General features: G+C 74.9%; 19 protein-coding genes. 7 read left to right on the top strand and 12 right to left on the bottom strand.

Going from position 1 to position 22,506, the window contains the following annotated elements; genetic code table 11:
* Positions 1 to 6: 6 nt before the first annotated feature.
* The 5 genes from ACWGKU_RS03160 to ACWGKU_RS03140 form a co-directional block, all read right to left on the bottom strand.
* Positions 7 to 1,182: an acyl-CoA dehydrogenase family protein gene (locus tag ACWGKU_RS03160; protein WP_401047103.1), complete on the bottom strand. Its 1,176-nt coding sequence runs from the start codon at positions 1,180 to 1,182 to the stop codon at positions 7 to 9.
* Positions 1,179 to 4,265 (bottom strand): non-ribosomal peptide synthetase, encoded by a 3,087-nt coding sequence (locus ACWGKU_RS03155; protein ID WP_452177764.1) that lies wholly within the window; start codon positions 4,263 to 4,265, stop codon positions 1,179 to 1,181. Before ACWGKU_RS03155 ends, ACWGKU_RS03160 begins: the two co-directional genes overlap by 4 nt.
* Before the next feature lie 327 nt (positions 4,266 to 4,592).
* Positions 4,593 to 5,915 (bottom strand): non-ribosomal peptide synthetase, encoded by a 1,323-nt coding sequence (locus ACWGKU_RS03150; protein WP_452177763.1) that lies wholly within the window; start codon positions 5,913 to 5,915, stop codon positions 4,593 to 4,595.
* A 192-nt stretch (positions 5,916 to 6,107) separates the two neighbouring features.
* Positions 6,108 to 7,433: an MFS transporter gene (locus ACWGKU_RS03145; RefSeq protein ID WP_401053623.1), complete on the bottom strand. Its 1,326-nt coding sequence runs from the start codon at positions 7,431 to 7,433 to the stop codon at positions 6,108 to 6,110.
* A 483-nt stretch (positions 7,434 to 7,916) separates the two neighbouring features.
* Entirely contained in the window at positions 7,917 to 9,041 is a 1,125-nt protein-coding gene (locus tag ACWGKU_RS03140; RefSeq protein WP_452177762.1) for a PP2C family protein-serine/threonine phosphatase, read from the bottom strand.
* A gap of 140 nt (positions 9,042 to 9,181) precedes the next feature.
* Between ACWGKU_RS03140 and ACWGKU_RS03135 the strand changes: the two genes are divergently transcribed.
* Positions 9,182 to 9,571: a hypothetical protein gene (locus ACWGKU_RS03135; RefSeq protein WP_452177761.1), complete on the top strand. Its 390-nt coding sequence runs from the start codon at positions 9,182 to 9,184 to the stop codon at positions 9,569 to 9,571.
* A 38-nt stretch (positions 9,572 to 9,609) separates the two neighbouring features.
* Here ACWGKU_RS03135 and ACWGKU_RS03130 read toward each other — a convergent pair whose 3' ends face one another.
* Positions 9,610 to 10,275, bottom strand: a complete 666-nt coding sequence (locus ACWGKU_RS03130; protein ID WP_401055056.1) for a maleylpyruvate isomerase family mycothiol-dependent enzyme — start codon at positions 10,273 to 10,275, stop codon at positions 9,610 to 9,612.
* 71 nt (positions 10,276 to 10,346) lie between these two features.
* Between ACWGKU_RS03130 and ACWGKU_RS03125 the strand changes: the two genes are divergently transcribed.
* On the top strand, positions 10,347 to 11,540 hold the full coding sequence (locus tag ACWGKU_RS03125; RefSeq protein ID WP_452177760.1) for a LysR family transcriptional regulator: 1,194 nt from the start codon (positions 10,347 to 10,349) through the stop codon (positions 11,538 to 11,540).
* Here ACWGKU_RS03125 and ACWGKU_RS03120 read toward each other — a convergent pair.
* A complete protein-coding gene (locus tag ACWGKU_RS03120) occupies positions 11,453 to 12,607 on the bottom strand; it encodes an erythromycin esterase family protein (RefSeq protein WP_452177759.1) in 1,155 nt (384 codons plus the stop codon). The two genes, ACWGKU_RS03125 and ACWGKU_RS03120, sit on opposite strands and share 88 nt — an antisense overlap.
* Before the next feature lie 144 nt (positions 12,608 to 12,751).
* On the opposite strand from ACWGKU_RS03120, the gene ACWGKU_RS03115 reads away from it, so the two are divergent.
* Both ACWGKU_RS03115 and ACWGKU_RS03110 read left to right on the top strand, forming a co-directional pair.
* Positions 12,752 to 13,471 (top strand): MerR family transcriptional regulator, encoded by a 720-nt coding sequence (locus ACWGKU_RS03115; protein ID WP_452177758.1) that lies wholly within the window; start codon positions 12,752 to 12,754, stop codon positions 13,469 to 13,471.
* 34 nt (positions 13,472 to 13,505) lie between these two features.
* Positions 13,506 to 13,925 carry an SgcJ/EcaC family oxidoreductase gene (locus ACWGKU_RS03110; RefSeq protein ID WP_401051903.1) on the top strand — a complete coding sequence of 140 codons (420 nt, stop codon included), beginning with the start codon at positions 13,506 to 13,508 and terminating at the stop codon, positions 13,923 to 13,925.
* Positions 13,926 to 14,046: 121 nt separating this feature from the next.
* On the opposite strand, the gene ACWGKU_RS03105 is transcribed toward ACWGKU_RS03110, so the two are convergent.
* Both ACWGKU_RS03105 and ACWGKU_RS03100 read right to left on the bottom strand, forming a co-directional pair.
* Positions 14,047 to 14,901 carry an AfsR/SARP family transcriptional regulator gene (locus ACWGKU_RS03105; protein ID WP_452177768.1) on the bottom strand — a complete coding sequence of 285 codons (855 nt, stop codon included), beginning with the start codon at positions 14,899 to 14,901 and terminating at the stop codon, positions 14,047 to 14,049.
* Between the two features lie 281 nt (positions 14,902 to 15,182).
* The gene (locus ACWGKU_RS03100) at positions 15,183 to 15,911 is read right to left on the bottom strand and encodes a ScbR family autoregulator-binding transcription factor (protein WP_401051901.1); all 729 of its coding nucleotides are present in this window, start codon (positions 15,909 to 15,911) and stop codon (positions 15,183 to 15,185) included.
* A 461-nt stretch (positions 15,912 to 16,372) separates the two neighbouring features.
* On the opposite strand from ACWGKU_RS03100, the gene ACWGKU_RS03095 reads away from it, so the two are divergent.
* Together ACWGKU_RS03095 and ACWGKU_RS03090 are read left to right on the top strand one after the other, a co-directional pair.
* Positions 16,373 to 17,371, top strand: coding sequence for a ScbA/BarX family gamma-butyrolactone biosynthesis protein (locus tag ACWGKU_RS03095; protein WP_452177757.1), 999 nt, complete (start codon positions 16,373 to 16,375; stop codon positions 17,369 to 17,371).
* A gap of 480 nt (positions 17,372 to 17,851) precedes the next feature.
* Positions 17,852 to 18,382 carry a DUF5959 family protein gene (locus ACWGKU_RS03090; protein ID WP_452177756.1) on the top strand — a complete coding sequence of 177 codons (531 nt, stop codon included), beginning with the start codon at positions 17,852 to 17,854 and terminating at the stop codon, positions 18,380 to 18,382.
* Between the two features lie 7 nt (positions 18,383 to 18,389).
* Here ACWGKU_RS03090 and ACWGKU_RS03085 read toward each other — a convergent pair whose 3' ends face one another.
* A complete protein-coding gene (locus ACWGKU_RS03085; RefSeq protein WP_452177755.1) occupies positions 18,390 to 19,871 on the bottom strand; it encodes an MFS transporter in 1,482 nt (493 codons plus the stop codon).
* On the bottom strand, positions 19,871 to 20,359 hold the full coding sequence (locus ACWGKU_RS03080; RefSeq protein ID WP_380630730.1) for a MarR family winged helix-turn-helix transcriptional regulator: 489 nt from the start codon (positions 20,357 to 20,359) through the stop codon (positions 19,871 to 19,873). Before ACWGKU_RS03080 ends, ACWGKU_RS03085 begins: the two co-directional genes overlap by 1 nt.
* Positions 20,360 to 20,442: 83 nt before the next feature.
* Between ACWGKU_RS03080 and ACWGKU_RS03075 the strand changes: the two genes are divergently transcribed.
* Positions 20,443 to 21,111, top strand: a complete 669-nt coding sequence (locus tag ACWGKU_RS03075) for a response regulator (protein WP_452177754.1) — start codon at positions 20,443 to 20,445, stop codon at positions 21,109 to 21,111.
* Positions 21,112 to 21,223: 112 nt separating this feature from the next.
* On the opposite strand, the gene ACWGKU_RS03070 is transcribed toward ACWGKU_RS03075, so the two are convergent.
* Positions 21,224 to 22,477, bottom strand: coding sequence for a sensor histidine kinase (locus ACWGKU_RS03070; protein ID WP_401049608.1), 1,254 nt, complete (start codon positions 22,475 to 22,477; stop codon positions 21,224 to 21,226).
* Between the last annotated feature and the right edge of the window lie 29 nt (positions 22,478 to 22,506).

Here is a 22,506-nt window from a genome sequence, read left to right as displayed (position 1 = left end):
GCTTCGTCAGTTCAGGCCCATGGAACGGGCGATGATCACCTTCTGGACCTCCGAGGTCCCCTCGATGATCGTGGTCATCCGGACGTAGCGGTACAGGAACTCCAGCGGGTGCCCGCGCACCCAGCCGGTGGCCCCGTGCACCTGGAGCGAGCGGTCCACCGCGCGCACGGCGGTCTCGGAGGCGGTGAGCTTGGCGAGCGCCGCGTTCTCGGGGGACTCGGTGCCCTCGTCGACCAGCCGGGCGCAGGCGAGGGTGAGCAGCTTGGACGCCTCGACCTCGGCCCGGGTGGCGACCAGGTGCTCCTGGATGTGCTGGTACTCGCCGATCACCCGGCCGAAGGCCCGCCGGTCCTTGGCGTACTCGACGCCGATCCGCAGCGCGTGCTCGGCGATGCCGTTGCACATCGCGGCGACCACCAGGCGGCCGCGCGAGAGGCTGTCGATGGCGAGGGCGGTGGCCGCGCCGACGCCCTCCTCGCCGCCGATCACGGCCTCCGGGCCGGCGGTGACCCCGTCCAGCAGCAGCTCGAACAGCGGCTCGCCGGACATCCCCTCGTAGCGCTGGCCGATCCGCAGCCCGGGCTGGTCCATCGGCAGCACGAAGGCGGTGGCGCCGGCCGTGGGGCCGGCCCCGTCGCCGAGGTCGGTGGCGGCGACGACCAGCGCGATCCCGGCGTGCTCGGCGTTGCTGACGAAGGTCTTGCGGCCGTTCAGCACCCAGCCCTCGCCGGCGCGCACGGCGGTGGTGGTGAGGTGGAACGCGTCGGAGCCGGCGTGCGGCTCGGTGAGGGCGAGGCAGCGGGTCTGCTCGCCGCGCACCAGCGGGACCAGGTGGCGCTCGACCTGCTCGGGGGTGCCGTGCCGCAGCAGCGGGCTGGGCCCGTCGGAGCCGGCCAGCGCGTACGGGGCGAGCACGCAGCCGCTGCGCCCGGCGGCGTGGTGCAGCAGGACGACGGCGGTGAACGGCATGTCGGCGCCGCCGAGCTCCTCGGGGTAGTCGCCCGCGTAGAAGCCGAGGGCGGCGGAGCGCTTGCGGACGTAGGTCCGCAGGTCGGCCGGGACCTGGTCGGCGGTCTCGGGCAGCTCGGCTGCCAGCGGCACGAGTTCGCGGCGCACGAAGCTCTCGAAGGCCTCGACGAGCTCGCGGTGGCCGGCTTCCAGGACGGCGGAGGGCGAAGTCACTTGGCACCACCGGTGGTGAGGGCCTTGGCCTGGTCGGCCAGTACGGCGTGTCGGAAGAGGGTGCGCAGCGGCGGCCGGCTGCCGAGGTGCGGCTCCAGGTACGCGGCGAGCTGGGCGGCGAGCAGCGAGTGGCCGCCGACCTCGAAGAAGTGCGAGTCCGCGGCGAAGCGGTCGTGGCCGAGCACCTCGCGCCAGGCGGCGGCGATCAGCTGCTGGCCGGGGTCGGTGAACTCGCTCGGCTCGACCTCCTCCGCCTCCGGGGCCTCGTCCGCCAGGCGGGCGAGGGCGGCGCGGTCGGGCTTGCCGCCGGGCAGGGTCGGCATCGCGGCGACGGCCGTCCAGCTCGCCGGGACGAGTCCGCCGGGCAGCCGGCGGGCGAGCGCCTCGTGCAGGGCGGCCTGGTCGGGGCGGTCGGCGCCCTCCAGGAAGCCGACCAGGCGGGGGCCGGTCTGCGGGTCGGTGTGCAGCAGCACCGCGCAGGAGCGGCCGCCGAGTTCGGCGGAGGCCGCGGCCTCGATCTCCTCCAGCTCGATCCGGTGGCCGCGCAGCTTGACCTGGTTGTCGGCGCGGCCGAGGAAGCGCAGCCGCCCGTCCAGGTCGCGGTAGCCGCGGTCACCGGTGCGGTAGACGCGGGCGTCGTCGAGCGCGGGGACGGTCGTGAAGCGGGCCGCGGTGGGCTCCGGCAGCCCCAGGTAGCCCTCGGCCAACAGGGGTCCGCCGACGACGAGTTCGCCGACGCAGCCGGGGGCGAGCGGGCGCAGCGTGTCGTCCAGGACGTGGATGCGCACACCGTCGAGTTCGGCGCCGAGCGGGATCTCGCCGTCCTCGGCGACGTCGGCGTCGGTGACCTCGTACACGGTGGAGGTGACGGTGGCCTCGGTGACGCCGTAGGCGTTCAGCACGGTGGTGGCCCCGGTCAGGCCGGCCAGCGCCCGGGCGGGCAGCCGCTCGCCGCCGAGCACCAGCAGGCGGGGCGCCCAGCGGCCGTCGCGCAGCGCCTCGCGCAGGTCCTCGCGGACGGCGAGCAGGTAGCTGGTGGGCAGGTTGGCGACCGTGACGCCGCGGGCGGCCAGCACGGCCACCAGCTCGGGCCCGGTGGGCACCTCGCGCTGCGGCACGACGAGGGCGGCGCCGGCCGTGAGGGCGGGCAGCACCTCCTCCAGGGCCACGTCGAAGGACGGCCGGGCGAACAGCAGCACCCGGTCGGCGGAGGTGAGCCGGTAGCGGTCGGCGATCGCGGCGACGTACCCGGCGAGGGCCTCGCGGCCGACCAGGACGGGCTTGGGCACGCCGGTGGAGCCGGAGGTGTGGATCACATAGGCGGCGCCGTCCAGCGCGGCGGCGGGCTCGGCCTTCGGGAAGGCGGGGCCGTCCAGCAGGGCCGGGGTGACGCCCTCGGCGGGCAGTGCCAGCGCGCTCTGCCGGGTGGCGAGGACGAGCGCCGGGCCGAGCCGCTCCAGCAGCAGCCCGAGCCGGGCGGCCGGGTCCTCGGTGGACAGCGGCGCGTACACGGCGCCGTACCGCAGGCAGGCGAGCAGGGCGACCACGCTGTCGGAGCCGCGCGGCAGCACGGTGGCCACCGGCTGGCCGGGGGTGACTCCGGCGGCGCGCAGCCGCTCGACCAACTCGGTGACCCTGCGGTCGAGTTCGCCGTAGCTGATCCGCTCGGTGCCGGCCAGCAGGGCGAGCGAGGTCGGGTCGTGGGCGGCGGCCGGGTCGAGTGCGGCCGGGGTGACCGGGGCGGCCGGTTCGGCCTCGGGCGCGGGGGCCAGCCCGGCGATCGGCGCCTGCGGGCGGTCCAGGTAGCAGCGCAGCAGCTCCAGCAGCCGCTCCGACAGCAGCACCGCCTCGGACTCGCGGAACAGGTCGGCGTCGTAGTCCCAGACCAGGGTCATCCCGGCGGCGCCGTGCTTCTCTCCGACCACCCGGCGGTCGTCGGGCAGCAGCACCAGGTCGAGGTCGAAGCGGGTGGTGCCGGTGTTGAAGCCCTCGTACAGCGAGACCTCCAGCCCGGGCGCCTGGACGTCGGGCAGTGCCGCGTCGTGCGCGCTGAACATCACGTTGAACAGCGGGTTGTCGGCGCCGGTGGTGTGCAGCCCGAGCCGGCGGGTCAGCTCCTGGACCGGCAGGTCCTGGTACGGCAGGGCACGCAGCAGGACGTCGGTCACCTCGTCCACGGCGTCGGTGCCGGGGACCGCCGGGTCGAGCCGCAGGCGCAGCGGGACGGTGTTGACGAACATGCCGACGGTGCCCTCGAAGCCCTCCGGGCGGTTGCCGACGGCGGTGCCGATCACCACCTCGCGGTGGCCGCTGTGCCGGCGCAGCAGCTCGGCGAACAGGGCGAGCAGGGTGCTGAACGGGGTGTGGCCGTCGGCCTTGCTGCGCTCACGCAGCCGCTCGGCCAGGTCGGCCCCGATCGACTGGCGCAGCTGGCCGCCGCGGTGGCGCCGTTCGGCACCCGGCCGGGCCAGCCCGGGGAGGGTGACCTCGCGCGGGGCGTCGGTCAGCTCCTTGGTCCAGAAGTCGAGTCCGCGGTCCCGGGGGAGGTCGGCGGCGGCGCGGGCGTGGTCCTCGTAGGAGGGCGCGGTGGGCAGCTCGTACGGCTCGCCGAGGACGGTGGCGCGGTAGACGGTGAACAGGTCGCGCAGCAGGATCGCGAAGGAGTGGCCGTCGTGGACGAGGTGGTGTTCGACGTGGATCAGCCGGTGGTGGTCGTCGCCGAGCCGGACCAGGTGCCAGCGCAGCACCGGCGCCCGCTCGGTGTCCAGCGGCTCCTCGGCCTCGGCGGCGAGCAGCCGGCGGAAGGTGGCCTCCGGGTCCTGCTCGGCTGCGAAGTCGCTGTGGCGCAGCTCCGGTTCGCAGACGTCGGCGACCCGCTGGCCGGGCAGCCCCTCCGGCCTGGGCACCAACTCCAGCCGCAGACCGGGGTGGTGGGCCAGCACGGCGGCCAGGCCGGTGCGCAGCGCGTCCCGGTCGAGGGTGCCCCACAGGTCGAGGACGGCGGTGAAGTTGTAGGCGCGACTGCCCGGCAGCATCTGCTCGTGCAGCCAGACGATCTCCTGCGAGGGAGAGAGTGCGAACATGGTCGATTCCCTTGTGTGGTGGGCTTGTCGGCACTGCGGTGGCCGGACGCGGACGTGGGGTGTTCCCGTGCCGGCCGGCGGCCCAGGGGCGTACCGGGGTGAGGTGCGGCCCTGGGCCCGGGGTCCCGTCCGGCGGCGTGTCGGACGCGCGCGAACGGGCGTGGTGGGTCGTGGCGGATCCGTCGTGGCTCCGTGGTGGATCCGTCGTGGGTCCGTCGCGGGAGTTCGGGGCCCGCGGGGTGGGGCGTGCGGTCGGACGCCTGCGGTCAGGCCCGTGCGGGCGGGTGGACGACGCGGTCGGGCGGCCGACGTGGCCGGCCGGGCGCGTCAGGCCTGCGGGACCGGGACCGGCCGGGTGTGCAGGTGGTGCCGCAGCACGGCGAGCAGTTCGCCGAAGGCGGCCCGGGCGTCGGCCTCGGGGAAGCGGTCGCGGTCCCAGGCCAGCCGGATCAGCAGGTCGTCGCCGTGCGAGGCGGAGACGGCCAGCGGTGCGGCGAGCGGGCGCCCGTCCAGGTGGGTCTCCCGGCCGGGGGTGCCGCCGAGCACCAGCGGTGGACGGCGGTGCAGGTCCTCCATGGTGAGCAGGCCGTCCAGGGCGCCCGACCACGGGGCCCCGGCGGTGCGGGCGGCGCGGACCACCTCGTCGAAGGGGGTTCCGGCCTGGTCGAGGTCGTCCCACCAGGCGTCCGCGAGGGCGTCCAGGTCCGCGACCGGACCCGAAGTCGCCGGGTGCACCAGGGTGTTGAGGAAGCAGCCGAGCGCGGCGGGTGCGCCCGCCGGTCGTCCGCCCCACGGGTAGCCGAGCGCGAGCGGCCCTCCCCCGGTCTCCGGCCGGGCCGCCCCGTCCACCCCGTCCGCCCCGTGCAGCCGGTGCAGGGCCGAGCCGACCGCGTCCAGCAGGGCCGGGAAGACGGCGCCGCGGGTGGCGCCCCCGGCGGTGGGCAGCCGCTCGGTGAGCATGCCGGTGGACGTCGCCGCGCCGCCGCCCGCCCCGGTCAGGCCGCCCAGCCGGCGGCCCCAGTGGGCCTGGGCGGCGGGGCCGCCTGCGGCGTCCTCGGCGGCGAGCTGCAGTTCGACGGCCTGCCGGTAGTCGGCCAGCGCCCGGGGGTCGGGCCGGTCCGCCGGTGGCTCGTCCCGCTCGTACGCGGTACCGAGTTCGGCGGTGAGCAGGCCGAGCGACTGCTCGTCGCAGGCGGCGTGGTCCAGTGCGAGGGCGAGCAGTTCCTCGTCCCCGTCCGGGTCCGCGGCCACCAGCAGGCGCAGCGCGGGTCCGTCGCCGGGCCAGTTCGACAGGGCCTCGCGCAGCGCCGCACGGGCGGTGCCGCCGGGGGCGACGGCGATCCGGGCGGCCTCGGCCGAGGGGCCGCCGGTGCGCAGCACGGGTGTGCCGCGCACGGTCGCGAATCCGCCGCACAGCGCCGGGTGGTGGGCGGCCACGGCGGCCGCGGCGCGGGCCAGTCGGCCCAGGTCGAGGGTGCCGCGCGGGTAGGCGAAGAACAGCGGGACGACGTCGGTGCGGCTCTGCGGAGCGAGTCGGCGGGTGATCAGGAAGCGCCGCTGGGCGCCGGTCAGCGGGAGCAGCTCCACCGGGGATTCGGCGGCGGCGGAGCGGTACCGGGCGAGGTAGGCGGCGGTGATGCTGGCGTGCACGGGAACGGTCTCCGGTTTCCGGTCGCGGCTCGGGTCGGGGATCGGTCGGGGATCGGTCAGGGATCGGTCAGGGGGATCGGCCGGTGCCCTGCTCGGGTCCGGGACGTGCGGGATCGGGTTCGGTCGGCAGAAGGGTTCAGGTGCGGTCGGCAGGAAGGGTTCAGGTGCGGAAGGCGCGGGTGGGGCGGCCGGTCAGGACGTGCCGGGGCTCACCGCGCTCTCCTGGTCGGTGGCGTCCGCCTCTGCGTCCGCGTCCTGCCCGGCCGTACGGTCGGGGCCCGGCAGCTCGCGCATCCGCCGCAGCGGGGAGAGCAGCAGCGGCAGCGGCACCAGCAGGAAGCCGGCGGCGCAGAGCCAGAGCGCGGTGCGCGGCCCGGCCGCCTCGGCGACCACGCCGCCGATCAGGGCGCCGATCGGCAGGGTGCCCCACACCAGGAACCGCATGGTGGCGTTCATCCGGCCGAGCAGCTCCGGCGGGCAGATGCTCTGCCGGAAGCTCACCTGGGCGACGTTGTAGGCCACCGCGCCGAACAGCACCACCCCGGAGGCCAGTCCGAACAGCACCACGCCCGCACCGCCTCCGGACAGCGGCCACAGCAGCGCGAACGGCGCCGTCACCACCGTGGACAGCCAGATCAGCCGGGCCTGTCCGATCCACCGGGCGAGCTGCCCGGCGCACAGCGCGCCGGCCAGTCCGCCGACGGCGGAGACCGACAGCAGCACGCCGATGGCTCCCGGCGACAGGTCGAGCACCCGTACCCAGAACACCGTCTGTACGGCGGTCAGCACGGCGGAGAACAGGTTGGACGTGGCGGTGGCGGTTGCGATCGCCCGCAAAAGCGGGTGGCCGAGCACGAACCGCACGCCCTCCCCGACCTCGGCGCGCAGCGAGCGCCCCGGCTCGGGCTCCGGCCGCGGCTCCTCGACCTTGATCCGGACGAGCAGCAGGGCGGAGGCGAGGTAGCCGCAGGCGTCGGCCACGATGGCGAGCGGCGCCCCGAGCAGCTGGACCAGCCCGCCGCCGAGGCCCGGCCCGGCGATCTGCGCCGAGGAACGGACCGTCTCCAGGGCGCCGTTGCCGCCGACCAGTTGCTCGCGCGGCAGGACGGCGGGCAGGAAGGACTGATGGGCGACGTCGAAGAAGACCGTCGCCACCCCGGTGACCAGCGCCACCAGGTAGAGCTGCGGCATGGTCAGCACCCCGAAGGCGGCAGCCGGCGGGATCGACCCGACGGCCAGGCAGCGCACCACGTCGGCCCGGATCAGCACCGGAAGCTTGCGCATCCGGTCCAGCCAGGCGCCCGCGGGCAGGCCGACGAGCAGGAAGGCGGCGGTCTCGGCGGCGGTCAGCAGACCGACCTCGAACGGCGTGGCGTCGAGCACCATCACGGCCACCAAGGGAAGGGCGACCAGGGTGACCTGACTGCCCGTCTGGGCCGCCGCGGCTCCGGTCAGCAGGAGCCGGAAGTCGCGGTGGCCGAGCAGACGGGCCTGGCGGGGGCTGGGCTTCTCGTTCATCGGTGCGACTCTCGGTCACCCCTTCGATACGGGGCAAGCACCAGGTCCGTTTCCGGACGGAACGCAGGTCGGCCGAATCCCGCCACTCCCCCGGCCCGCCTTTGCGCGCTCCTTATGACCGCTTCTCCTGCCGTCACGCCGCCCGCGGCGTCCGTCGGCCTAGGCGGCACCGGCCGACGGGCACTCCGACCGGCTCCGGGCCCGTCCGTCCATTTCCTTGTCCGGTATTCGGACGCCACCTTTCCAGCCACCGGACGGAGAGGCTCAACTTGGCCGGATTCCATGGAGTAGGGCCAGGCCGTCACCTCATCGTGATATCGGCGTGACCGTAGCGAGCCGTAGACAAGGTGACCGGACGGTCACGGACCACCCGAGCCCGCCCCTGTTCCGCCGACCGGTTCGCCGCCCCTGTTCCGCCGACCGGTTCGCCGCCCCTGTTCCGCCGCCCGTTCCACCGACTGCTCCGCCGCCCGCCAGCCGCCCTCAGCCGCCCGACTCCGCCTCCGCCTCCGCCCGGCGGGTGATCGCCAGCACCGCCATGTCGTCGTCCCTGGGCCCACCGGTCCACCGCTCGACGTCCGCCACCAGCGCGTCCAGCACCTCGCCGGGCCCGGCGAACGGCCCCAGCGGGGCCAGCCCGAGCACCGGGTCGTAGAACTCCCCCGCCGTGTCCCGGGCCTCGGTGACCCCGTCGGTCACCAGCAGCAGCGTCCACCCGGCCGGGAACGGCCGGCTCTCCGGCGCCGGGCGCGCCACGCCCAGTCCGCCCATCCCCAGCGGCAGCCCCGGATCCGCCGCGTCCAACCGGCGCACCGGGGGCTCGCCCCCGCCCCGCGGGTACGGGTTCAGCAGGTACGGGCCGGGGTGCCCGCAGTCGAGCGTGCGCACGCTCTCCTCCCCCGGCGGGAACTCCACCAGCAGCGCGGTGATGAACCCCTCCAGCCGCAGTTCCTCGCTCATCCGCTCGCTCTCCCGCAGCAGCGAGTCCTCCAGCGCGTCCGCGAGCGCGGCCAGGTCCGGCAGCCGGTGGGAGTCCTCGCGGAAGGCGCCCAGCAGCACCGAGACCGCCCCGACCGCGTGCAACCCCTTGCCCCGCACGTCGGCGATCAGCCCGCGCACGCCGTACGGGGTGACCTGCAGCGCGTACGCGTCGCCCCCGATCAGCGCCTCGTCCTGGGCGGCCCGGTAGCAGGCCGCGACCGACAGCCGCCCCACCGCCGCGGGGGGCTCCGGCAGCACCGCCCGCTGCGCCGCCTCGGCCACCGACCGCACCCGTGCCAGCCGCCGCCCGTGCCGGGCCACCACCCGGTTCACCCCGATCCCGAGCAGCGCCGCGAACGCCGTGTTCGCCAGCTCCAGGAAGCCGGCCCCGGTCCCGATCGACCCGTCCTGGGTGGACAGCAGCAGGATGCCGAGGACATTGGCCGCCCCCACCGCGACGGTATCCCGCAGCGCCAGCAGCGCGCCCGCCAGCACGGCGGCCGCCGCCAGCAGCGGATCGCCCCAGTAGTCGGTCGGGTCCAGCGCGTTCCACACCAGCCCGCCGGCGGTCAGCAACCACGGCGCGACCCGCACGTACGGGGGCCACTGCACGGACCTCGGGGCCATCGGCGACCTGGCTTCCGTCTCACCACCATCCGGAAGGACTTCTTCCGATCGTAGTCACGGGCCCCCGGAACCCGCACGACGGCCGCCCGGGCGCTCGCTGGGCTCCGGCCCCGCAAGGTCCGAGACCCGAGGAGAACCGGATGTCCATCTTCGCTTCCTGGCTGTACTTCGCCGACGACGGTCACGGCAACGCGCCCGCCCCGAGGATCTCCCAGGGCTCGCACGTCAGCCCCGCCGAGGACGACCGCCGCGGGGGCCGGCTGGAACTCGGCGTGATCCCCAACCACTGCCACCCGGACGTCCGGTTCGGCGACGCTCCCGAACCTGAGGGCGGCTGGCCTCTCCCGGTGGAGTACCTCCGGCTGGGCCTCGGCGGGCCCGCCCCGGACGACCCGGAGGACGCGGACGGCACCGGCGGCGCGGACGGCGCGGACGGCACCGGCTCCCGGGCAACGGTGATCCTGGACCGCGCCCAGGTCGAGCTGTTGCACGCCACCCTCACCGAGTGGCTGAACACCGACCGCCGGTAGCGCGCCGTTCGCCCGTACGCCCGTACACCGATCCGCCGCTACGTGGCGTCCGCCGTGAAGCGTCCCGCGCCGGGCCCCGCCAGCAGGCCTTCCGGCACCCGGCGCCCGTACGCGAGCAGCAGCAGGTGCTCCGCCCGCCCCGTCACGGTGAGCGACCCGTCGCCGTACGCCCAGGCGGTGTCCGTCGCCACCAGCCGGACGCCGTCCAGCCGGGCCCCGAAGAACCGCAGGGTGCGGGGTGAGACACCGGCCAGCAGGGCCTTCGTCCGCGCCACCGGCAGCCGGGCGGGCAGGCCGAGCGCCACCGTGATGTCGAGGCCGTGGACGACGTCGTGGGCGAGGGCCGCGATCGGGCCGCCGACCGGTGGGCGCCAGGGGTGGTCGGCGTGGTCGGCCATGGCGGCGGCGAGTTCGCGCTCGGTCATGGCGGCCGCGTCGCGGCGGGCGATCCGGTCGGCCATCCGGTGGACGTTGCCGCCGGAGCGGGCGAGTTCGAGGAGCGTGCGCGCCGTCGAGTGCCGGAAGCCGGTGCTCATGTGCGCGGCCACCTCGCGGATCCGCCACCCACCGCACAGCGAGGGCGAGTTCCACTGCTCCGGGGCGAGGTCGGCGAACACCCGGGCGAGCTCGCGGCGCTCGGCCGCGATCTGCTCGCGGATCCAGTGGATCTGCCCGGTGTCCTGGTTCTGCGGCACGGTTTCCATGCGCCCAGCCTGCGGCCGGAACCGTACACCCGTCCAAGACCGGGAAGTTCTGGCACTTATGATCGGGAGTTATGGAACTGCGGCAGCTCCAGTACTTCGTCACCGTCGCCCAGCACGGCAGCTTCACCCGGGCCGCGCGGCTGCTGCACCTCACCCAGCCCGGGGTGAGCTCCCAGATCCGGCAGCTGGAACGGGAGCTGGGCCACCCGCTGCTGGACCGCTCGGGCCGCACCGTACGGCTCACCCCGGTCGGCGAGGCGGTGCTGCCGCACGCCCGGGCCGCGCTCGCCTCCGCGGCCGCGGCCCGCCGCGCGGCCCAGGAATTCGGCGGGCTGCGGCGCGGACACGTGCGCCTGGGCATGGTCGCCGGGGCGGCCCTGACCCCGCCGTCCGAGCTGGGGACCTTCCCCGGGCTCGCCACCACGCTCGCGGCGTTCCGCCAGGAACACCCCGGCATCGACTTCTCACTCACCGAGGACACCACCACGCGGATGCTCTCCGCGCTGCGCGACGGCCGGCTGGACCTCGCCGTCGTCGGCCTGCCCACCCCGGGGAACGGGCCGGAGGGCGACGACGGCGGGTCGTCGCTGAGCGGGCTGGCGCTGCACACGGTGCTGGAGGTCCCGCTGGTCGCGGCCTGCCCGGTGGACCATCCGCTCGCGGACGCCTCGGGCGCGGGACCCGCCTCGGGCGCGGGATCGGGCACGGGCTCCGTCCACGGCTCGGGCGCGGTCCCGGGCACGGTCCCGGGCACGGGCGCGGGCACGGGCGCGGGCGCGGGCTCCGCCGGGGGCTCGGGAAGCGGGGCCGGTGTTGCCGCCCCCGACCGGGACGCGCTGCCGGTCGCGGCCCTCGCCGGACACGCCCTGGTGAGCACCCCGCGCGGCACCGGCCTGCGCACGGCGCTGGAGCGTGCCCTGGCCGAGGCCGGCGTCGAGGCGACGGTCGGCGTCGAGGCGGCCGCGCCACCGCAGTTGGCCGAACTCGCCGCGCACGGCCTGGGCGTGGCCGTGCTGCCGGACCCGGGCCCGCTGCCCGGTCTGCGCGTACGTCCGCTGACCGACCCCGTCCCCCGGGTCCGGATCGCGCTCGCCTGGCCGACCGGACAGCCCTCCTCGCCGCCGACCGCCGCCCTGGTGGCTCACCTGCGTCAGGCCTACCCCGGACCGGCGGCCGCTCAGGCTCCGGCCGTCACCGCCGCGCCGTCGGCGATGTGCAGCAGCGCGACCGCGCCGTCGAGCACCTCCCGGTCGAGCGGGAAGTAGCCCTGCCGCGGGACGGTGTCGGTGCGGGTACGGGCGTCGGCCGGCAGTGCGGTGTCCGTCAACTCCCAGGCCGCACCGCGTCCCCGCAGGTGGGCCTCGTACGTCCCCGGCGCCGGCTCGGCCAGTCCGAGCGCCTCGCTGCGCCCCAGGCTCCCGGCGACGAAGGCGTAGCGCTCGCCCAGCAGCGCGCCGACGGTGTGGCCCGCGCCGGTCCACCGGCAGTCCAGCTCGCCCAGCGCCCAGGCGCTCGGGTTCCGCTGCACGTGCCGGTTGTGGGCGAAGAGCAGGGTCGGTCCGCGCCGGGCCTCGATCTCGCGGATGTCGAGGAGGTTCTGCGCCATCAGCGCGTCCCGCACGCCGAGCAGGGCGCTGATCCGGGCGCTCGGGGTGCGGCCCCGGACCGCCGACTGGGCGTGGTAGCGCAGCAGTCCGATACCGGCGGCCAGCCGGGCGCGGGCCTCGTACCACTCGGCCGGCGAGGTCGATCCGATCAATTCCGGTGCCCGCATGTGGAGTTGGAGGAGAAGGTCGTCGGCGAGGCAGCGCAGCCGGGCGGCGTCGGCGGTGTCGCCCGGCGACTGGGCCGGGTCCATCACCGCCTCCGTACGGCTCCAGCGCTCGTCCTCGCCCGCCACACCGGCGACATCGAGGTCGAGCCCCAGGTAGTCGCGGGCGTGTTCGAGGTAGCGGCGCGGGCTGGGGGCGCTGGTGTTCTCGGTCGGGATGTCGAAGCCGTGGAGGGCCAGCCGCTCCCCGGACGGCCGCTGCCGGTTGAACTCCCGCATCCAGGCGACGAGTCGGCGGTTGGGGGCGAGTTCCCCGAAGCCGTGCGTGAAGCCCTTCCGCATCGCCGATTCGAGAGTGCCGACACCCTCCCGGACGTAGGCGTCCACGGCGAGGGCGGCCACCCGGTCGGTCTCCAGGGCGATCGACCGGAAGCCCCGGTCGACCAGCCTGGCGAACAGCTCGTTGCGGACCAGCCCGAACGCCGGCTCCTGATGCGTCGGCTCGCCCAGCCCCAGAAGCTCGCACGCGGGGGTGATGAAGTCATACACGTCCTGGTTCATGGACCTCAAGCGTATCCTTGAAGGAACGGTTGAGACTTTTCCCGCTTCTGTCCCCCAGCCGCCGACGAAAGCCTCAAACAGCCCGAACGATCGATCGGCTTCGCACGCCCCACCCGACCCGGAACGGGAGACGACCGGACGACCATGCGACCCTCCGACCTCGCGCGCGAGCACGGCATCTCGACCCAGGCGATCCGCAACTACGAGCGCGACGGCTGCCTCCCGCCCGCCGAACGCACGCCCACCGGATACCGGATCTACACCGAGCTGCACGCCGCCGCCCTGCGCACCTACCTCGCCCTCGTCCCGGCGTACGGGTACCCGACCGCGGGCTCGGTCATGACCGCCGTCCACGCCGACCGGATCGGCGAAGCCCTCACCGAACTCGACCGGGGCCACGCCCAGTTGCTGCGCGACCGGGAGACCCTCGCCGCCGTCCGCGAGGCCGTCGGCCACCTGACCGGCGGCGCCGCCGCCGGAACCGGGCTCCCCGCAGCGCCCGGCCCCCGCTCCGTCGGCGAGGTCGCACACCGGCTCGGCGTCACCCCCGCGACGCTGCGGGCCTGGGAGGCCGCCGGCATTCTCACCCCGGCCCGGGACCGCGCCACCGGCCACCGCCGCTACCTCCCCGCCGACGTCCGGGACGCCGAACTCGCCCACCTGCTCCGCCGGGGCGGCTACCTGCTGGACCACATCGCCACCGTGCTGCGGCAGATCCGTACCGCGGGCGGCACCGGCGAGCTCGCCGCCGCCCTGGACGGCTGGCAGCAGCGCCTCACCACCCGGGGCCTGGCGATGCTCACCGCCTCCGCCCGCCTCGACGACTACCTGGGGCTGCGCACCGGAACGCCCCGACCGGCTTGACCTCAAGGCCACTTGAGGTACCAGAGTGATCCACATGAACACCGAAGCAGCAGCCAACGCGCAGGCCGCCCCCGAGGCGGACATCCAGGTCATCGAACGGGTCGTGGCCGCCGTCGAACGCGCCCAGCGCACCAAGGACCCGGACGCGTTCCTCGCCCTGTTCCACCCCGAAGCGATCTGGACCACCGCGCACGGCAAGGTCCTCCTCGGCCTGGACGCGATCGCCGAGTTCACCCGTGCCGTGCTGCCCGCCGCGACCTGGGACGGCGACGTCACGTACGAGCCGGCGCACATCCAGTTCCTTCGCCCCGACGTGGCCGCCGTCAAGGTCCGCCAGGTCTACCGGTCGCCGGAGGGGGACTCGGAGGGCGCACCACTGTACGTCATGACCAGGCAGGATGACGGTCGGTGGCTGCTGCACGCCTGCCAGAACACCGGCGTGCTCGCCGAATAGCCACCGGGTCCGTCGCCGTCCGCTCCTGCCCGCTCCTGCCCGCCCCTGCCCGCCCCTGCCCGTCCCCGCCGGACACCGGCGCCGCGCCCCGGGTCGGCCGACCCGGCCCGACCGGCCCGGCTCAGCCGACCCGGGTGAGCCGGGCGGTGCGGGCGCCGGCGCCGTCCGCGAGCGCGCCCGGCTGCTCCTGGTCCGCGCGTTCGGGGCCGGCGAGCAGGATGGAGCGCTGGAGCCGCCGCAGCGCCGCGGACGGCTCCATGCCCAACTCCCTTACCAGAGTGTTCCGCAGACGCTGGTAGGCCTCCAGCGCCTCGCCCCGCCGGCCGGAGCGGTGCAACGCGATCATGTACTGGCCGTACAGGCTCTCATGGGTGCGGTAGCGGTCGATCAGGACGGTGAGTTCGGCGAGCAGCACCCGGTGCCGGCCGAGTCGCAGGTCGGCCTCGATCCGCTGGTCCAGTGCGCAGAGCTTGATCTCCTCCAACCGTCTGGTCTCGACGGCGAGTTGGCCGCCGACCGGGACGTCGGCGAAGGCCGGTCCGCGCCACAGCGCGAGCGCGTCGGCCAACTGGCGGGCGGCGAGCGGAAAGTCGCCCCCGTCCATGGCGCGGTAGCCGTGCCCGGCGAGGCGGTCGAACTCCTGGAGGTCGACCAGTCCGCCGCCACTGTTCAGCATGTAGCCGCCGGCCGAGGTGACCAGGACGTCCTTCGCGCAGGAGGCCCCCGGGCCGCCGTCGCCCTGGGCGAGCGCCCGGTCGATGAGGTCGCGCAGTTGGAGCACATAGGTCTGCACGGTGGTGCGGGCACTGCGCGGCGGGCGGCCGGACCACAGCTCCTCGGCGAGGACTCCCGCCGGCACGACCTGATCGGCCCGTAACGCCAGCAGGGCGAGCACCTGCCGCGGCTTCGGCGCCGACGGCACCACCGACGCCCCGCACAGTCGGACCCCCAAAGACCCCAGCACCCGGATCTCCACGACGACCACCCCATATCCAGACGGATCGGCGGCCCCGACGGCCGCCGGCCGGGCGGGTGCTCCGCTGCTCACCGTCCACGCAGGTCCGCTGGAAGGTCGGTCGAGCACCCGACGCCCATCCAAAAACAGGACAGACGGTTTGTCAATACAAAACCGAACGCGCTGTTTGTTTTTGGGCGGAGCAATCCCCACTGGAACCGGACGCCGGACCGCCCGTCCGACCTCGAACCGCTTCGGACGGGGCCCGCACGGACCACCCGGGCCGCCCCGAGCGCCCCGACTCAGGCCGGTCCGACGCCGGCCGCACCCGCCCCGTCCGGACCATCCGCCCCGCCCGCCCCGCCCGCCCCGTCCGAGCCGGTCTCCGCCACCCGGGCCGCCGCGAGCTCCGCGACCACCCGGGCGCCCCGGTCCACCGCGAGGTCGAGCGTGGCCAGCACCCCGGGCACCGCGATACTGGGCATCACATGCTGGTACAGCGCGGAGATCCGGCGCTCCAGATCCGCCCGGCCGGACATCTTCTGGGACTGGATCTGCACCCCCGTCCAGGCCCCGGTGACCAGCCACGCCGTCTCGGCGGGCACCACCTGGGGCAGCAGCTCACCGCGCCGGCCCGCCGTCTCCAGCACGCTCTCGGCCCGCTGGATCCAGCCGGGCGCCGCACCGCCGCTGAAGTCTCCGAACACGTCCTGGCCGAGGGAGAGCCGCGCACCCGCGCTCAGGACCGGGTCGCGCGGCATGAGATGGGCGACCACCATCCCGAGGTCCACGAACTCCTGGAGCTTGCATTGCCGTTCGGGAATCTCGTCCCGGCCGAACTGCTCCTCCACGACCCCCTGGGCGAGCTCCCGCTTGGAGGCGAAGTGGAAGTACACCGCGCCGCGGGTCACCCCGGCGCGGGCCACGACCTCGCCGATCGTCGCCCCCTCGTACCCGTACTCGTCGAAGACCGACGCCGCCGCCTCCAGGATCAGCCGACGCGTCCGGACCGCCCGCTCCTGTCGCACCACCGCAACCACCCCACCCGAAACGCTCGGCAAACAAAACCAAACACCCCGTATCTTACCCGCCGCAGTCGACGGGGGTCCCTGCATCCCAGGTCACATAGGGCCGTCCTCAAGTGGACTAAAACCGCGTGGACGGTATGGGACGAACAGATGGCCGACATCTCGCCGCCAGCCCCCCTATCCGGAGCAACAGCTCCCACTTGTGCCCGGGGGGACGACGAACGATCCAGTCATAGCAATGGACCTGACAACTTTGGCCATCGACATTCCCACAGGTCAAGCAGGCCCATTCGGTGAACCTGATCTCGGGGCAGCGACCGGCACACACCCACCGTGCCCGGCCGAACACGCTCGGCCGCCGACGAACCTTTGTTCTGGCTCCTTGAAAACCAAACCGGTAGGTACGTATCTTACGAGCCCTGAGCAGCCCACCCCGCCCATCACGGCCTTTCGGAGCGCTCCCCATGACTCTGCTTGCCTTCCGCACGCCCGCCTCCGCCCTCGCCGCCGGCCCGGACTCCCGGACGATCCCCGGCCCCGCCGCAGCAGCGGCCCCGGCGCCTCGCCTGACCAGCACCGTCGCCAAGGAGTACGTGCACCGGGCCTGCCACGCCGAGGTCTTCATCACCGGCAGCGAACAGCTGACCGACACCGCCTTCGCCGTCACCGCGCAGTGGCCGCGGGCGCACACCTTCTTCTGCACGCCGGACGGCACCCGGCACGACCCGATGCAAGCAGCTGAAACGATCCGCCAGGCCGGCCTCTACCTTGCCCACACCCGGTTCGGTGTACCGCTCGACCACAAGTTCATGATGTGGAACCTCGACTACACCACTCGGCCGCGGCAGTTGCCGATCGGAGCGGCACCGACCGACCTCACCCTGGAGGTCCAGCTCCTCGCCCAGCCGCGCCGCTCCGGCACCACGGTCGACTTCACGCTGGAAACCGTCGTCCGACGGGGCGCCCAGCTCGCCGCCACCGGGTACGCCCGGTTCACCACCGTCCCGGACTCCACCTACCAGCGGCTGCGCCGGGGGCGCCAGGGCGCCGAGCACCCCTCGGCGCCGACCGTGACCGCCGAGCCGCTCCCGCCGGCCCGGGTCGGCCGACTCCGCCCGAGCGACGTCGTCCTGACCCCGGCCGACGCCCCCGGCAGCTGGCACCTCACTCCCGACTTCCGGCACCCGATCCTCTTCGACCACGCCAACGACCACATCCCCGGCATGGTGCTGCTGGAGGCGGCCCGGCAGGCGGCCAACGCCCTGAGCAGCCCGGTCACCGTCACCCCGGCCGCCGCGGCCACCACCTTCCACCGGTACGCCGAGCACGACGCGCCCACCACGATCACCGCCCGGCACACCCCCGGCGAGGAGCCGGACAGCCTCACCACCACCGTGACCGGCCACCAGCACGGCGAACCGATCTTCACCACCGTGCTCACCGGCCACCCGGACCACCGCTGACCCGACGGCCGCCGCCGCGCCGACCGGGCAGCCGGTACGGCCCGAGCAGCGGTCCACACCCGCCGCACCACCGGACGCACCCCCCGCCCCGCCCCGCGGACGGCCCGCCCGACCGCCCCGCCCCCACGCGGCCCACCACCCCCCGCCGGGCGCGCCCCCCCCACCCCCCCTCCCCCCCCCCCCCCGCCACCGCGGAACCCCCCCCCCCCGACTCCGAGCCGGGGGGCCCCCCCGCGTCCGGGTGGGCAGTCCGCGTCCGGGTGGGCCGTTCGTCCGCACGCGGACCGTTCGCCGGCGGCAGGCAGTACGCGTCCAGGAGGCCGTCCGCGTGCCGACGACGCTTGCCGGGGCGGCGCCCCCTGACACCGGGCGTTTCCCGCCGGTCGGCGACGACCGGAACATCCCGATTCCGGGCTGGCACCGGGGCGAACACCTGCGCAAGGATGTCAGCCCCTGATCCGCTGCCAACAGGAGCACGCCGTGAGCGAAGTCGCTTCGCAGCAGAACGAGTTGATAAGACTGACCGACCGCCCCGGAACCGACGACGCCCCCGGCCGCGACGGGCGGACCGGCGGCCGGAACGTCCGGGTACGGGTGCTCGGACGACACGCACCGGGCTCCCTGCTCGGACACGACTGGCTGGACTGCGAGATCACCGTCACCGCCGACTCGGTGCGCGGGCAGTTCGTCACACTGGTGACCGACCGCCATCTCACCCAGTGGGAAACGGCTTTGGAGCGGCTCGGGCGCGGCGCCGCGGTCCGTTGGCTGGACGAGGAGCACGGCCCGGAACTGCGGATCGAGCCCGCGCGGCCGGGCGGGCTCTGGGTGACCGTCTCGGACTCGGAGGAATCGGGCGTCACGCTCCGGGTCGTCCTCTCCCCCGCACCGGACTGGCTGGACGAGCAGCGCGCGCTGCTCAAGCTCGTCCGGGAGGCCTATCCGGCCGAGGCGGTCGAGCTCGCCCCGGGCCTCCACGCCTGGCGCGGAACCCCGATGGAGGAGAGCTGATCATCCGTCATCCCCGAGTCCGCACAGGACGTCCCAACCGGCCGAGCGAACGGTCGGGCACGGTGAGGAGGAAGAGCAGGGCCGCGCCGCCGAGCATGAACAGCGCGAGGCGGTGCAGCCCGCCCGTGGTGGCACCGTGCGGGAAGAAGGCGGCGTTCGCGGCCGAGGCCGCCATCGCGCCGAGGTACATGAAGGTGCGCAGCAGCCCGGCCGCCGAGGCGATGGCGGCCGGGTCCGCCTGGTGGTAGAGGGCGGTCTGGGTGCCGAGCCCGATCAGCCCCTGCGAGACGCCCGCCAGCACACCCACCGCGATCAGCAGAGCACCCGGACTGCTCGCGCGCACCGACAGCAGGGCGGCACAGGCCGCGATCTGGCAGGCGGAGCCGACCAGCAGCTTGCCGCGCACACCCGGACTGCGGCCGGTGATCCCGGCGGCCGTGAGCGCGGTCAGCGACAGCGGCAGCAGCACCAGTCCGGCGGAGGCCGCCGACAGGCCGCGCCCCTCCTCCAGCCACTGGGTGTAGCCGTAGAGGAAGGCGTAGACGGAGGTGTAACCGAGGACCTGGCGCAGGTAGGTGGCGATCAGCGGGCGGTTGCCGGCGAGCGACCGCAGGTCGATGAAGGGGGCGCGGGCCCGCCGCTCGCGGACGGCGAAGGCGACGGCCGCCAGGACGGCGAGCACCGGCAGGTACCAGCGCGCCGGGTCGGGCCGCATCAGGAACAGCATCAGGGCGAGCAGCAGGACCGCGAACAGCGCGATCCCGGCGTGGTCGAGGCGCTCCGGACGGTCGAGGTGGTCGCCGCGGCCGGACCCGCGTCTGCCGTCGGTCCCGTCTCTGCCGTCCGGACGGCCGGAGCGGCGGTCGGTGACGGGCAGCCGGGCCGCGCCGAGCGCCAGACAGGCCAGTGACAGCGGGACGTTGACGGCGAAGACCGTCCGCCAGCCGCCCGCGCCGATCAGCAGACCGCCCAGGGTGGGGCCGACCACCGCGACGGTCTGGTTGGCGACGGCCAGCAGCGTCAGCACCCCGGTGGGACTGGACTGCCCGGTCCGCTCGGCCTCGGCACGGGTCAGGTGCATCGCGGCCGGATAGGCCGCGGAGGTGCCCAGGCCGAGCAGCACCCGGGCGGCGATCAGCAGTCCGAGCGTCGGGGCGAGCGCGCCGAGCAGTCCGGCGAGGCCGACCAGGGCCGTCCCGGCGAGGTAGAGCCGGCGCGGCCCGTGGGCGTCCACGAGCCTCCCGATCACCGGCTGGCCGACGGCGGTGGCCAGGTAGAGCGCGGTGACCAGCCAGGCCGTCTCGGCGGGCGGCGCGCCGAAGGCGGCGCCCACGGGCACCAGGGCCACCGCGATCATCGACGAGTTGATCGGGTTGAGTGCCGAGCCGAGCACCATCGGTGCGATCAGCCGACGGTTGAACCCGTCCTCCGGAGCGGGCAGCCGGCGGCGGGACCGGAGCCGGGCCAGCAGGGCGGACGGACCGGCCATCACCGGTTCAGCCGGTCCATCAGGGCCAGTGCCTCCAGTACGGTGGCGCGCTCGGCCTCGGTGTAGTGCTCCGCCATGGCCCGGGTCAGCCACTCCTGACGGGCCTGGCGGCTGTCCGCGACGTGGGCCAGGCCCGCCTCGGTGAGGCTGACCACCTGGCGGCGACCGTCCTCGGGGTCGGGACGGCGACCGACCAGTCCGTGCTGTTCGAGCACGGCGAGAGTGGCGGCCATCGACTGGGGACGGACCCGCTCGGCGGCGGCCAGCGCGCTCGCGGAGGCCGGACCGTCGTTGATCAGCCGACTGAGCACGGCGGTCTGGGAGGGGGTCAGGTCGCTGGTCCCGCTCGCCTCCCGCAGCGTGCGGCGCAGTCGGCTGAAGACGGCCCGCAGCTCGCGGGCGGCCAGTGCCGCGGTGTCGGGCGCCACGGCCTCGGCGGGGGCTTTACGGGCCGCGGCGGCTTGGGGGCCGGTTCGCTTCTCGGTCATGGCTCCACGGTAATTTCATCAGCCTGGACTGTCCAGTCTGGACTGAAGGATTTCCCGGGAACGGCGGGCCGGATAATGACGGCATGATCGACAATCAGCTCCGCGTCGTCCTCGCCGAGGATTCGGTGATCCTCCGGGACGGCATGGTCGAACTCCTCACCGCCCGTGGGTGCGCGGTGGTCGCCACCGCCGGTACGGCGCCCGAGCTGGTGGCCGCCGTCACCGAGCACCGGCCCGACGTGGCCGTGGTGGACATCCGGATGCCGCCCACCCACACCGACGAGGGCATCCGGGCCGCGGTGGAGATCCGGGCCACCCTGCCCCAGGTCGGCATCCTGGTCTTCTCCCAGCACGTCGAGACCGTCTGGGCGGCCCGGCTGCTGGCGGCCGGCGCAGCGGGCATCGGCTACCTGCTCAAGGAGCGGGTGGCCCGGACCTCCGAGTTCGTGGACGCCCTGCACCGGGTCGCCGCGGGCGGCACGGCCCTCGACCCGGAGATCGTCAACGGCCTGATGCACGGCGGGCGGCGCAGCCGGGTGGACGCGCTCACCCCGCGCGAGCGGGAGGTGCTGGAGCTGATGGCGCAGGGGCACTCCAACCGCTCGATCGCCACGGTGCTGACGGTCTCGGAGCGGGCGGTGGAGAAGCACGTGGCCGCGGTGTTCGGCAAGTTCGACCTGCCCGCGACCGACGCCGACAACCGGCGGGTCAAGGCCGTGCTCGCCTACCTCGCGGAGAGCGGCGCCTCCTGAGTCGACGGACCCGGAACGGCGACACCCCAAGGCCGGCGACCCCGAGACCGGCGGCCCCGGAGAACGACGGACCCGGAGGGCGACGGCCCCGAAGGCAATGACCGTGCCCCCGTCAGAGCCGGCCGGGCAACTCGGCACCGACCACCGTCGGCCCACCGGGCGGGCTGTCCACCCGCAGCGTCCCGTCCACCGCCGCGAGCCGTTCGGCCAGGCCGGCCAGGCCGGTGCCCGCGCCGATCGCGGCGCCGCCGCGCCCGTCGTCGCGGACGGTCAGCCGGACCCTCCCGTCGGCCGCGGTCACGGTCAGCTCCGCCGACCGCGCGTCGCTGTGCTTGGCCACGTTGGTCAACAGCTCGGCCGCGCAGAAGTAGACGGCCCGCTCGATCACCTCCTCCGGACGCTCCCGCAGGTCCAGCCGGACGTCGACCGGCACCGGAGAGGTGGCGGTCAGCCCCGGCAGCGCCTGGGCCAACCCGCCGTCCAGTGCCACCGGGTGGATGCCCCGGGTCAGCCGGCGCAGGCCGGCGATGGTGTCGTCGGTCTGCCCACGGGCCCGGTCGACCAGGGTGCGCAGCCGCCCGAGGTCGGGCCCGCCCGAACCGGCCGGTCCGCCCCCGGAGGGAACGCCCTCCGTCATGACGTCGTCGGCGAGTGACAGGGTGATGGCGAGCGCGACCAGTTGTGCCTGGGTGCCGTCGTGCAGGTCGCGTTCCAGGCGCCGCAGCCGGTCGGTGTTCTCGGCCAGCAGGGTGGCCCGGGCGTTCTCCAGCTGACGCACCCGCTGCTGCGAGCGCACCGGCCCGAGCAGGGCGCGGGCGAGCGTGCGGTCCGCTCCGCCGAGGGCGCGCACCGCGGCGGGGACGACGGCCAGCACCGCGAGGCCGATCGGGACCGCTCCCAGGTCCAGCAGGCCGATCGACCGCGGGCCCGGCTCCATCATCCGCACCCAGAGCGGGAAGCCCACCAGCCAGACGCCGCCGAGCGGCAGCACGACCACGGCGAGGAACCCGAGCACGCCCAGCGGCAGCCGCAGCAGGAGGTAGAGCAGCGTCCGCCAGGCCACCGGGTCGGTCAGCATCGCCCGGCCCCGGGCGAACACCCCGGACGGGCGCGGCAACGGCGGCGGCGCGGGCACCTCCTCCCGGAGCAGCCGCCCGACCAGCCACCGGTGCAGCCCGCCGAGCCGTCTCGCCCCGAGCAGCGCCGCGGCCACGAACGGCAGGCCCAGCACGGTGAGCGAGAGCAGCGCCCCGGCATAGAGGATCGCGACGGCGTACACCCCGCCGAGCACCCCGAGCGGCAACCCGAGCACCGCGAAGGCCAGTTCGCCGCCGCTCACCGACCGGTACCGCCGCCGCTCAGCCACCGTCCACCTCACCGTTCACCCTCCGACCG

It is taken from the genome of Kitasatospora sp. NPDC054768 (assembly GCF_053612025.1).
Note: the sequence above shows the minus strand (reverse complement) of the source record. Positions and strands in the feature narration are given on the sequence as shown.